Origin of the sequence: Methanosarcina sp. UBA289 (assembly GCA_002496565.1) — an archaeon.
In the GTDB taxonomy this organism is placed as follows: Archaea; Halobacteriota; Methanosarcinia; order Methanosarcinales; family Methanosarcinaceae; genus Methanosarcina.
On sequence record DAKJ01000018.1, the window covers coordinates 348,625 to 360,942 of the forward strand.

Annotated in this window: 8 protein-coding genes and 1 pseudogene; 4 read left to right on the forward strand and 5 right to left on the reverse strand. The window is 40.3% G+C overall.

Features of this window, described 5'->3' with window-relative positions; all coding sequences use genetic code 11:
* The first annotated feature begins 373 nt into the window (after positions 1 to 373).
* Complete coding sequence (locus BP549_RS09440) at positions 374 to 646, forward strand: DUF3303 domain-containing protein (RefSeq protein WP_292380061.1); 273 nt, start codon at positions 374 to 376, stop codon at positions 644 to 646.
* A gap of 169 nt (positions 647 to 815) precedes the next feature.
* Here BP549_RS09440 and BP549_RS09445 read toward each other — a convergent pair whose 3' ends face one another.
* From BP549_RS09445 to BP549_RS09455, 3 genes are all read right to left on the reverse strand, one after another.
* Positions 816 to 2,246, reverse strand: coding sequence for an aldehyde dehydrogenase family protein (locus BP549_RS09445; RefSeq protein ID WP_292380064.1), 1,431 nt, complete (start codon positions 2,244 to 2,246; stop codon positions 816 to 818).
* Between the two features lie 171 nt (positions 2,247 to 2,417).
* On the reverse strand, positions 2,418 to 2,822 hold the full coding sequence (locus BP549_RS09450; protein WP_292380066.1) for a MarR family winged helix-turn-helix transcriptional regulator: 405 nt from the start codon (positions 2,820 to 2,822) through the stop codon (positions 2,418 to 2,420).
* Between the two features lie 131 nt (positions 2,823 to 2,953).
* The gene (locus tag BP549_RS09455) at positions 2,954 to 4,156 is read right to left on the reverse strand and encodes an MFS transporter (protein WP_292380067.1); all 1,203 of its coding nucleotides are present in this window, start codon (positions 4,154 to 4,156) and stop codon (positions 2,954 to 2,956) included.
* A gap of 816 nt (positions 4,157 to 4,972) precedes the next feature.
* Here BP549_RS09455 and BP549_RS09460 point away from each other — a divergent pair.
* Positions 4,973 to 7,138, forward strand: a complete 2,166-nt coding sequence (locus tag BP549_RS09460; RefSeq protein WP_292380069.1) for a DUF2298 domain-containing protein — start codon at positions 4,973 to 4,975, stop codon at positions 7,136 to 7,138.
* A 124-nt stretch (positions 7,139 to 7,262) separates the two neighbouring features.
* Positions 7,263 to 8,987 carry a flippase-like domain-containing protein gene (locus BP549_RS09465; protein WP_292380070.1) on the forward strand — a complete coding sequence of 575 codons (1,725 nt, stop codon included), beginning with the start codon at positions 7,263 to 7,265 and terminating at the stop codon, positions 8,985 to 8,987.
* A gap of 362 nt (positions 8,988 to 9,349) precedes the next feature.
* On the opposite strand, the gene nikR is transcribed toward BP549_RS09465, so the two are convergent.
* Together nikR and ftsA are read right to left on the reverse strand one after the other, a co-directional pair.
* Positions 9,350 to 9,772 carry a nickel-responsive transcriptional regulator NikR gene (nikR, locus tag BP549_RS09470; protein ID WP_292373957.1) on the reverse strand — a complete coding sequence of 141 codons (423 nt, stop codon included), beginning with the start codon at positions 9,770 to 9,772 and terminating at the stop codon, positions 9,350 to 9,352.
* Positions 9,773 to 10,337: 565 nt separating this feature from the next.
* Positions 10,338 to 11,696, reverse strand: a complete 1,359-nt coding sequence (gene ftsA / locus BP549_RS09475) for a coenzyme F390 synthetase (protein WP_292380072.1) — start codon at positions 11,694 to 11,696, stop codon at positions 10,338 to 10,340.
* 247 nt (positions 11,697 to 11,943) lie between these two features.
* On the opposite strand from ftsA, the pseudogene BP549_RS09480 reads away from it, so the two are divergent.
* A pseudogene (locus BP549_RS09480) lies at positions 11,944 to 12,243 on the forward strand (DUF134 domain-containing protein); the annotation flags it as partial.
* Between the last annotated feature and the right edge of the window lie 75 nt (positions 12,244 to 12,318).

Consider the following 12,318-nt stretch of genomic DNA (forward strand, 5'->3'; position numbering starts at 1 on the left):
GAAGTCTCCGGACTTAATATAGTCTTTTAGGACGAACTATTATATAGACAAAGGGATGATAATATACTGTCTGTATCTACGTGCAGAAAGAAGTTCTGCATGATTACCTGTCCTTCCGGATTTATCATTCACGGGGATTTAAGAAATGATGGATTAGGAAAAGACAGTAATACTCTAAAGAATCTGGACTTCTGCCGTTAATCGGCATTTGGGGGCGTGCTGGTCAAATCCGCATTTGTGGAGATGGCGCAGGAGAATAGACTTGTTTTCCCTTGAGCTTGGCTCTCAAAAAGAGATCTCGGATGCTGTAAAAAGCTGCCCTGGCTTCCGGGAAGGGGTATTGGCAGCGTGAAAATAAGAGGAGTGGTAAAAGATGTTATTCATGGACGTTAGTACCTGGGACCCTTCGAACCGCGATAAGATCCTTGAACATTTTAAGAAACTGGAAATTCCAGAAGGAATCAATATCATAAACCAATGGGTTGACCTTTCTGGAAACCGGTATTATATTCTTTACGAAGCAGAAAGTGCCGAGGCTTATGGAGCTTTCAATCTGCCCTGGTCGGATATCTGCGTAATTGACAGCGTGCCGGTTATGGAAGCTTCCGAATTCATGCAGCTTCTGCCTAAATATTATAAAAAGTAAATTGTAGAACTTAGTATTTCTGTAATTTATTGATACGGTATTCAAAAAAGCCCGATGAGCTGCATATTAACTGGCTCATCGAAAAATCTTTATTTTATTGTTCTTAAATGACAGGGCTTTTTCATAGCTTATTTTTGCTCAGTGCATCAATTTTTTAGCACTACTACATTCAAATTTTTAGCATTAATGCTTTTAGATCAAGATATTCAGATAGAGCATCAGGCCCATTTTCTTTTCCTATTCCACTCTCTCCGGCACCACCGAAAGGAACTTCAGGAGCGACCTTAAGGTGCTGATTTATCCAGATAATTCCTGCATTCAGTTGTTCGCACCCTGTACGGACTCTATCAATATTTTTTGTCCAAATAGAGGCCCCAAGCCCATAACAGGTATTATTTGCCTCTTCAATTGCTTCCTCAAGATTTTTTACCTGCACTACAGGCAATACTGGGCCAAATACTTCTTCTTTCAAAAGCCTGGATTCCCTTTGTACATCTACAACAAGAGTGGGCTCGAAAAAATATCCCCTGCTGTAGGCGCTACCCTCTGGAACTCTGCCTCCTGCAACTATTCTTCCCTCGTCCTTTTCTTCGACATCTGCCACAAGCTCTTTTATATATTCCCACTGCCTGCAGTTATTAAGGGGTCCCATATCAATGTTTTCGTGTAGCCCATTTCCAACCTTTAAGTTCCGGATACTTGCTTCAAGTTTTTTTATGAACCCCTCAGCCACAGATTCAAAAACAAACAGTCTCTTTACAGCAGTACAGGTCTGTCCACAATTGTAAAATCTTCCCCGAAGTGCCCCTGAAACTGCGGTCTCAAGATTTGCATCATCACAGACGATCATGGGATCACTCCCCCCAAGCTCAAGGGTTACTCTTTTCATCCCACCGGCCGCAAGTTCGGCTACACGTTTCCCGGTTCTGGCTTCTCCAGTAAAGGAGATCTTTTTCACCTGAGGGCTCTTAACAAGACTTTCTCCCACAACCTCACCAGGGCCTGTAACGATATTGATCACACCTGGAGGAAGTCCTGCCTCACTCAGGATAGAAGCCAGGGTAAGGTTAGTAAGGGGAGTATTGCTTGCAGGTTTCAGGACAAGCGTATTTCCTGTAATTAGGGCAGGGCTTATCTTCCATGCCATAATAAGCGCAGGCATGTTCCAGGGAATTATGGCTGCACAGACCCCTAAAGGCTTCTTTATGGTAAAAGAGTACCCATTTTGTGGAACCGGAATGAAATCTCCGTGAAAACTGCTTGCAAGCCCGCAATAATACTCAAGGACATTTGCAAAACCTTCAATCTCGTTTTTGGATTCGGCAAAAGGTTTACCCTGTTCCCGGGTAAGCAGGATGGCAAGTTCGTCCTTCCTCTGTCTTACAATTCCTGCAGCTGTGTAAAGAATCCTGGCTCTTTGCTGCGGAGATGTGGAAGCCCAACAATTAAAAGCTGAAGATGCAGCTTCAACCGCTATCTCCACATCATATTCCGTGCCTTTCGGAACCTGGTCAATAAGTTCACCTGTTGCCGGGTTTATGATATAGAAAAACTCGCCGCTGTACGATTCTACAGCCTTTCCGTTAATCTGCATTTTCATATCTATCAGTATTCATAAAGATCTATATTAAGATAACAGGAGGTACTGGAGGTTATCTGAAAATCAGATAGTCGATGACAATAGAACAAATCCACTAACTTCTTATCGCGCTTATTCATCGATCAGCCTGTCAAAAATAAGGAGCTTGAATTCCGATTCATGAAATTTAAATTAAGCCTTACGTATCAACCGCCTGAGAAGTTCTCTTTCTTCCAGTGTGAAATCCGAAAGGAGCATATCGGCAAAAAGAACCAATTTTTCCAGAATCACCTTTCTTACTTCCTTTCCTTCTTCAGTCAGATAAACCCTGTAAGCCCAAAGGTCATTTTTATTTCTTTGTCTGTACACGTAACCTTCTTTTTCCAGGTTCTTGATCGCTCTTGTACTTGTTGCTTTACTAACTTTAAGCGTTTTTGCAAGAATTTCCTGAGATATGCCATCCTTGCGGTATAAAACCATTAAAAAATAAAATTGTCCGCTTCCGATCCTGTAAGCTTCGAGTTCTTTTGCCATACAAGCTAGATGGCTCCGGTAGATGATGGCGATCGAACCGAGGATTTCTCTTGGATCTGCCATGATTTTATCCTCCATTTTATAACACCGGGAAGTTTGCTTTGGAATAAGCTAGTTAAGAATTAATAACGAATGAAACTAATTTGAGATTATAATCGTAGATTTTTAGGTTTATATCTTCTTTCAGACACTATTTAGAAATGTCCAACGCCTTTGCTGCGCATAGCTTTTTTCCCATGTAATAAATAATACAATAGCAGGCACACCACCGCAAAAACTGCCATGCGCATGTATATTCCTCTGTAACCAGTAAAAGGAATAATAAATCCAACCATTAAAGGCCCAATTCCCATTCCTATGTCTGAAAACGCAAAATAGGTTGAATTCGCCAATCCCATACGGTGTTGTGGAGTTATTTTAACAGAAATGGCCTGAGTACTGGACTGTATAGCTCCAAATCCAAGCCCTATCAAAGCTGCGGCTAACAAAAGTGTATAACCGTGATGAGTTTGGCTAAACAGTATCATTCCAGCCGTAAATGTAAGAATTGCCGGGTACATGATTGCATTTTCACCTTTGGAGTCAAACAGTCGACCAATAATCGGCCTCGAAACTAAAATTACTGCGGCATATACTATGAAAAAGAAGCTGGCTGCATCCACGAGATGAATTTCCTTGGAGTACACTTCAAGGAAGGACACAACACTCGAATAACAGCTGAAAATAAACATACAAACAACTGAAATTGGAATTACCCTGGGTTCAAAGAAGTTGTTAAATTTAAATCCCTTCATTTTCTCCAGCTGTTCTTTTGTTAATTCCATTTTATGTAAGGATGATAAAAATGGCAGAATTACAAGACTGATTGCTGAGGCAACTGCACAAGTAGCAAAAATCATGACGAAACTGCCATACTGGCTAATGAACATACCTAAAAAGGGGCCGATAGCGGTTGCGAGTATCTGACTTAATCCGAAATAGGCAATCCCTTCACCCTTCCTTTCCATAGGAATAATATTTGCAACGATTGTAGCCGTTGCTGTAGTAGTAATACCAAATCCCATGCCATGAAGAAAGCGGACAGTAAACAGATGAAAAATATTATTAATCCTAAAATATAATAGCGTCATAATTAAGCTTAAAATAACTCCCGAGTAAAGGGTCTTCTTATGACCGACTTGTCCGATCCATTTTCCGACAAACAGACGTGCGATAAGTCCGCCAATTATGAATATGCTGGCAGAAAAGCCCGCTTCACCTGGGGATGAATTAAATTTACTCATCGCATATCCAGACATGACTATCATTAATAAGTAAAAACTTAAAGCAGCTATAAAATTTTCAACGAAGATGACTACAAAATCGTTAGTCCATAATCTTGATTTTTTTGAATTCATATATTATGTCTCGTTATGTCTCTTTTTTCTTTTGAAGATCTCTTAAGATTAGTAAAGCGTGCTACTTTTTGTGTATTTAAAAAGCCATAATCGAATTCGGAAAGCTAGCATGCAGGTTTACCGCATCTGTTTGGCGGCAGACTAGACCAGAGGTTGTTTCGATCTAGCCTTTTTTCATATGTTGAACTATTCTCGGATAACTTTTCTCGAACAACTATTCTCAGATAACTGTTCTCAGATAACTGTTCTCAGAGAATTATTCTAGAAGTACTATGTTTGAATTAGTTACATTGTGAAACTAATTTGATCTTTATACATTTTTAACGTATATATTAGTTACTAATGAAATCAAAATAGGATACGAATTAGCGAGATAAGAATTAGCAAAGCCGAACACAAAGAACAAAAACCTGAATACAAAGGAAATACAGAGGAATAGTGAATAATGAAGGCTTGTTACAGGCCTCTAGAGAGAATTCAATCATGTAAAATTTAAAAAAGATAAAATTGGAAGAAAAAGAAAATTTTTTCCATACGATAAAAATATAAATCTATTTACAAAATACATATTATTAAAATACATATTATCGGCACTTATGTCAGGTAAATAAAAGTTGGGGAACAGGAATACCGACTGCAAAAGTATTTGGAAGATTTCAATAACCTCTCAGAACCAATATTGACCTTTAGTGACCTTTCAGAACCAACAAAAAGCTCAGGCTTTGAATACAGGTTTTGTGCATGAAAAGTACACTTCAATAGAGTGGGGCTTTAGAAAGTGTACGTTAAAAAACCAATTTTAAAGGGAAGAGAGCTGTGTTAGAGTATCTTCATGTAATTTTCTGGTTTGTTTTCATTGAAGTACTGGGCTTGATTTCCATACCTCTTGCCGGAATAACTGGAAATCGGCTTGCTGACAGAGGATATTCTGCAGCGAAGACCCTGGGAATAGTGCTCGTTACGTATCTTGCCTGGCTTTTTTCTTATGTATGGGGTTTTAACAGACGCACGATCCTGATCTCAGTACTTTTACTTTGCCTTATATCGATAATTGTTTATCGAAAACAAAGGACTTTACCAGAAAAGAAGATTCTGTTATCAAATGAACTTTTATTCGCCGCAGGGTTCTTTTTTTTCCTGCTTGTACGCATGTATCTCCCTGAGATTTACAGGCATGAAAAGTTTATGGATTTTGCTTTTCTGAACACAGTAATGAGAACTTCTTCGTTTCCTCCGAGAGATCCCTGGTTTGCAGGCGGCTCCCTCGAATTTTATTATTACTTCGGATACCTTTCGGTTGGAGTTCCGGGAAAACTGCTTTCTGTCGAACCATCCATGCTCTTCAATCTGGCTATTGCACTCACTTTCGCCCTTTCCTTCAATCTCCTTTTCGGATTTGGATACAATCTTACTCATGGAAAAATCAGATGTGGGATCCTCACTTCAGTATCCGTAATCTTGCTAGGAAATTTACAGGGGCTTAAAGAATTCATATACGTATATTTTACCAAGGAGACAGTCCCAATGGGATACTACTGGAGCAGTTCGAGAGTTATCCCGTATACGATAAACGAGTTTCCGTACTTCAGTTTCATACACGGTGACCTGCATTCTCATATGCTTGCAATTCCTTTCCAGCTTCTGGTACTTGCTTTCCTCCTGAACATATATATCAGGAAAGATAGCAACCGAATCTTTGAAAGTATGCTGGCTCTTCTTATTTTTTCAATATCTTTTGGCTTTTTATTTCCTTCCAATTCCTGGGATTTCCCGATATATTTTGGCCTGATGTTTGCAGTTATTTTTGCTTTTTACTACGGGCATTATATCCGCAATAAAAGCTTATCTAGCTCCATTACCGGCTTTCTGGGAACAATTTTTCTAGTTTCTATTTTTAGCCTTCTTCCATATTTGCCTTTTTACCTATCTTTTAAACCTCAAGCCGCAGGTGGATTTGACTTTGTTCAGCCGGAAATCAGGACAACGATTGAAGAATTCCTTATCCTGTTCAGCCTCTTTCTTTTTTTGACCTTTTCTTTCCTTATCGCACGCATAGAATCCAAACGAAAAATACAATATTTCATCCTGTGGACAGGAATAGCTGCATTCTTTGCCAGAGAATGGGCTACTCCCCTGCTTGTGATCCTTCTCCCTTTACTTGTCCTTTCACTCTATTCCTTCATAAAAGACCTTCCGGAAAGGAGCAACGCAGGATTTGTATCTCTCCTTACAGCAGCAGCTGCATTTATAGCCCTTATCTGCGAAATAATCTTCCTAGATGACCCAATTTCTGGGAGCTTCGCCCGCATGAATACGGTTTTCAAATTTTACATGCATTTATGGATTTTTCTGGCTATTGCAGCTTCTTATTCATTCTATGAGCTTTATCTCCGCTACAGAACCATGAATGAGAGTAACCTTCCTTCGAGCATGATTTATGGAAAGAAAGTCTGGACGATCTCACTTTTGCTCCTAGTTCTCTCATGTAGTGTTTTTCCTATAGTAGCTACCATTACAAGAATAAAGGATATGAATGCAAAACCTACCCTTGACGGCATGGAATATATGAAAGGGATCGATAAGGGGGATTACGACGCTATAAAATGGGTTCAGGAAAATATCAAAGGTACTCCAGTAGTTCTTGAAGCTTCCTCAGATGATAGCAGTTATAGTTATATCTCCCGTGTCTCGACAAATACCGGGCTTCCTACAGTTATTGGCTGGTCAAGACATGAACAGTTCTGGGGAAGAAACCAAGAAGAAATCAGGAAAAGGCTTGAAGACGTAAATTCCATTTACAGTACCGGCAGTAAAAAAAAAGCTCTTGAGCTTATGAATAAATATAAAGTAAGCTATGTGTATATCGGTCAGCTTGAACGGCAGATGTATGATATAAGGACGGATAAGTTCGAGGACGAAACTTATTTTGAACTGGTTTACCAGGACTCAGTCCAGATTTATAAAGTAAAAAGAGAATTCTGAGTTTTCGGTTTTTAGGGGGAACCTTAAACTTGGGAGTTATATAAAAGTCTATTTATACAAATAGGAAATTCGCTCCTAATACTGGAATGAAAATTAAGGGGGGTTATCCATTACCAGCGTTTCGGTGGTTCTACCGGCGTATAACGAGGCAGCGAATATAGAGGAAGCTGTCTTAGTTACAGCTGAGACACTTTTAAAAATAACTGATCATTTCGAGATCATTATAGCCGAAGACGGTAGCACGGATGGTACTGATCGGATTGCTTCCAGTCTCTCGGAACAGTACTCTTACGTTGTCCACTTGCATTCGGACAAAAGGCAGGGACGGGGAAAAGCTCTTAACCGGGCTTTTAAGGCCGCTTCAGGAGAGGTCCTCTGCTATATTGATGTGGACCTTGCGACAGATATGAAATATCTGGAAAAGCTAATCCGGTCTGTAAGCACGGATGGCTATGATTTTGCAACAGGCTCAAGAATGATGCGCGAAAGCGATGCGAAAAGGCCTTTTAAGCGGGAGTTTGCAAGCAGAGGATATAATATTCTAGTGAGGCTTTTTCTGCACTCAAAACTCTATGATCACCAGTGTGGTTTTAAAGCTTTTAGAAGAGAAGCTCTCTTTGAATTCCTCGATGAGGTAGAGAATGAACACTGGTTCTGGGATACTGAAGTACTCGTAAGAGCCCATCACAAAGGATACAGGGTAATAGAATTTCCGGTTTACTGGAGACATGGAGGGTCAAGCAAGGTTAATCTGGCAAAAGATGTCAAAGGAATGGGGTCCGAAATATTCAGACTCAGGAGGGAACTCTCATTCCCACTTGAAGTATCAGGAAAAGGAAAATTCTTTTTAACAGCCACCCTCGCAATCCTGATCCTTGCATTTGTTGCAACCTTCCTGGGCGCATCCGATATTCTGGGAAATATAAAGCAGGCATCCTTCAGGACTCTGGGGCTTGCCTCTCTGGTATACTGTATTTCCTGGCCCATAAGAGGAGTCCGCTTCCAGCAGATCCTTAAAAGACTCGGAAATCAATACGGGCTTGGATTTCTTACAGGAAGCATTTTTATCAGCCAGTCCGCAAACGTTATTCTCCCGGCGCGGATAGGAGATCTAAGCAGGATGTATATCCTGAAAAAAAGCAAAGATCTTGACTATACAACTAGCTTTTCCTCACTAACTGTAGAAAGAGTCTTTGATGTAGTTGCAATTACTTCGATAGCAATACTTGCGTCTTCAGGTGCTGCTTCCCGTTTTAAACTCGCCCCATGGATGGACTCCCTGATAAAGCTGTCTGGACTTGCAGTAGTACTTTTCTTTTTAATTCTATTTGTTGTGTCTTTCCGAGAAAACTTCACTACAAAAATGTTGGGAACGGATAATTTCCAGAATGGGTTTTCTGGAAAAATAAAAAGCTTTGCAGCTACTTTTCTTCATCAGATGAGTATCGTTGCCGTACAGCCGAGTGCGTTTCTTGCAGTGACCGCATCTTCTCTTCTTATATGGGGAACAGATATACTCACCTGTTTCCTTGTCCTCAAATCTTTTCCGACAGTAGGGGTGAACATTTCATCTACATATATGATATCCCTGATTTTCCTGGCTGTAGCTCTAGGAAATATTGCAAAAACTTTTCCTATAACGCCTGGAGCTATAGGAACATATGAAGTTGCCCTTACTGCAGTCTTTGGAATTGGGGGAATCAACCCGGAAATCGGGTTTACGGCTGCCGTGCTTGACCATATTATAAAGAATTCAATTACTTTGATCGGAGGCGGCTTTTCCCTCTCGGAGCTAGGACTCAGGTGGAGAGAGGTACTTTGCACGGACAAGGAAGTTTTGAAAGGATGAGCAAATAACTGGTCAAAATGCTTTAAAAAATAAACCGTTGAAGCCTTTCAAAGAATGAAAGTGCTGGAGAAATCGCTATCCTGTTTAAAGTACGTGCAAATCAGACCCATCAAAGAATTTAAACTATAAAAAGAAGCAGGTCTTGTGGACTCGAGAAGAGATTGGAGTTTCTAGAGTTATGATCTCACGGAGCTCGGAAACGTACCCTGAAATATATAAGAAATTTGAAAAAGCGTCGATTGAAGAAATTAAGAGGAACTTTTTCCTCTTTGAAATCTTTCCCTTTTAGAACTTTTTTTCTCTATTCCAGTCTTTACTTTCCTCAATGCTTCGAGCGCAGATTCCTGCCCTGCTAGGGAAGATCAAATCTTTTCGTTTGAGGCTACAGTGGTAAGCTTAGAGAACTTTACCCCTTTGAGAGCCATTATAGCTTCGGCAAGCTCCTTAATCTCTTCGCCGTCTCCATCCAGAACGATTACTTCAAAGCAGTTATCATGATCAAGGTGGATATGCACTGAGGATTTAATCAGGTGAGAATATTGGTGCTGAATATCTGCAAGGGCATTTGAGAGCCCCCTTTTCGTGTGGTCGTAAATAACCGCAACGGTTCCGACACGGTAACCTTTAATGTCTCCCATCCATTCGTAATAAGAAATGTAGCTCCTGATGGCATCCCTAATGCCTTCCGAACGGGAAGAATAACCTCTTTTTTCGATGATCTCATCAAATTTACCCAAAAGGGTATCGGGAAGGGAAACCCCTATCCTCATAAGTTCTGTTTCCATAGTATCACCAAGTAATCTTGAACTTGTCTACAAGTTAATACTTTACTTAATTATACGTAGCAATATATATGTTTTTTTCACTTAGCCATTAATATAAAAGAGTTGATTACAAATATTCGTTCTTTACTAATATTAATCTTTGGGAATGGTTTACATTCGCCACGAGAGAAATAGACAGGCTTTTTTATTTTGGAAAAATTAATTATTCATCCTGGAGAAAACAACATCGATTACCATCGTTAGTAAGATTCAGGAGCAAATTCATTTGAGCTAGTTTTCTTCTATTATTGGCCATTAATTACGTTTTTACCTTATTTTGTCAGTTAGTAATCAGCTTTATCTATTATGAAAAAACAGATATCAGAAAACAGATTCTGGATAATTAGAATAGTCAAGGAAAAAATAATATAAAAATGTAACAGAAGGTAAAAAGAAAGTCTTAACTAGCTTTTTTTTCAACAAGACTTTAAGAAAATTTTATATATAGATTCCAGTACGAATAAAATTTCCAGCATAAGAATACCTTCTTGACACTTATTTCAACAGTCTTTGTGTCATTGCTCTCTTATCTCCTGTCCACAAGTCTTTTAGGTCTTCCCTTTATCCTGTTCAGTTCAAGCCCCATAGGGCCTGTGAAGTTAAATATGATTTTGAAAGTGCCTTCGGCATAAGCCCTGGAAAGCGGAGGCTTATACTTGAGAAAAGCATGAATAAAATTCTCTTCTACAAGAACCCGATCGCACATCTCAGGATTTTCACATTCCATACTGACTCTTAGTACAGTTTCTTCCTCATCCTCTGCGCCATAAAGAAAAGCCTCATACTCTCCGGTCAGGTAGTCCATGTTTTCACGCTGGAAAACTCCCCTTTCCACATCTACTCGGTTAAAAGGAGCACCTTCTACCCATACTGTTTCGGCCTCCCGCTGTGGAGTCATGATTTTCATATGCGTCCTTCCGCAGGGGCATTGTTTGCGCGTAAGCACTACAGTTGTGTCTTCAGTATCATAGTTTAAAAGAAGGTTTCCCGCTTTTGCTCCAACAGGCAGCAATGTGCTCAGGATGACTCTTCCGCATTCTCCATCAGGCACATAATTCTCGAGATGGGGATCGTAAATGTCAACGTGGACGAGATCTTCAGGCACATGCAGACCCGACACTTCGTCACATTCCCCACACATCGTGCCTTCCGTGCTCCCGTAGGTGTTATACACAGGACATCCCCAGATTTCGGAAAGATAGTTCCTCGATTCGTCAGCAAAAGATTCTCCTCCCACGACCAGTTTATCTATGCCTGACTCCCAAGGATTAGTACCCTCTACCCGTAACCTTCTGGCGAGATTCAGGAGTTTAAATACGCTGCCTACTATACCTGTAGGCCTGTAAGCCTCGATAACACGCAGGGGAAACGTACATTTGCCCTCAGGAATAATGCTCATTCCAAGCTGCCTGGCTGCAAGGGTCATAGTGTTTGCCCCTATATTCATCCCGTAAGAAGCACAGACAACAACCCTGTCTCCAGGACCAAATCCCTGTGACCTAAAAATACGGGCGTATTTTTCCGAATACCGTTCCCAATCTTCCCATGTAAGAAAGAAGCTTTTTGGAATTCCGCTGGTTCCACTGGTCTCATGAACTGTGAAAACGTCCTCCCATCCCACGCTCCTGAACATGAATTCCCCTGCCTCAGGCGGCTGGTTTTCGCGGATAGTTTTCCCAGAGATTATGGGAAGATCCAGAAGGTCCTCATGGGTTTTAATCTCAGCCGGGGCTACGCCCTGTTTTTCAAACCACTTTCTGTAAAAAGGAGAATTTTCTGCCGCATATTTTACAGTGTACCGTACCCGCTCCTCTATGAGAGCATCCAGTTCTTCTCTGCCCATGGTTTCGATTTCAGGATTGAAATAAGTTTTTAACTTGTCCATAGAAAGCACCCCCAAACGGAAAATAAAATATAGAATGATAAACTGAAGGAAAAGCTTGTTATTTATTGGTTTTAAACATGAAACACTTTTGGGTAAATAAAAAATTTAAAATTTTTGTTTAGAATTAAGAAAGAAATCTCATACACATATTTTCAATCAATATCATCAGTGATAATTTTTTTAAAGTTATTACACAGAGTTTAAAACTGATTACTGCGAATAGTAAATTATATATAATACGTCGCATATGTGTATTTTGATGGTCAATAGGGTTAAGCGTAGGGTATCATGCCTCCCAAAAGCTACATATTATAAGCCAAGGGAGGTTCCTCTCTGCGATCTCGAAATTATCAATCTGTCCATAGAAGAGCTTGAGAGTATCCGCCTTTGCGATTTCCTTCAAGTCGAGCAGAACGAGGCCGCAGATATGATGGGCATCTCCAGAAAAACCTTCTGGAGTGACCTGCAGAAGGCTCGAAAGAAAGTGGTAGATGCACTTGTTAACGGCAAAGCGATAGAAATCTCTGGAGGAGAGTACGTAAATAGTGGCGAGTGCAAGGTCGAATTCCTCTGTAATGGATGCAAGAATAAGTGGGAATTACAATGCAATGAGGATCGTCCT

What these genes read in the sequence shown, in the direction of transcription:
- BP549_RS09440 (WP_292380061.1), top strand. Translation starts at nt 374, where the DNA reads ATGTTATTCATGGACGTTAGTACCTGGGACCCTTCGAACCGCGATAAG.
- BP549_RS09445 (WP_292380064.1), bottom strand. Translation starts at nt 2,246, where the DNA reads ATGAAAATGCAGATTAACGGAAAGGCTGTAGAATCGTACAGCGGCGAG.
- BP549_RS09450 (WP_292380066.1), bottom strand. Translation starts at nt 2,822, where the DNA reads ATGGCAGATCCAAGAGAAATCCTCGGTTCGATCGCCATCATCTACCGG.
- BP549_RS09455 (WP_292380067.1), bottom strand. Translation starts at nt 4,156, where the DNA reads ATGAATTCAAAAAAATCAAGATTATGGACTAACGATTTTGTAGTCATC.
- nikR (WP_292373957.1), bottom strand. Translation starts at nt 9,772, where the DNA reads ATGGAAACAGAACTTATGAGGATAGGGGTTTCCCTTCCCGATACCCTT.
- ftsA (WP_292380072.1), bottom strand. Translation starts at nt 11,696, where the DNA reads ATGGACAAGTTAAAAACTTATTTCAATCCTGAAATCGAAACCATGGGC.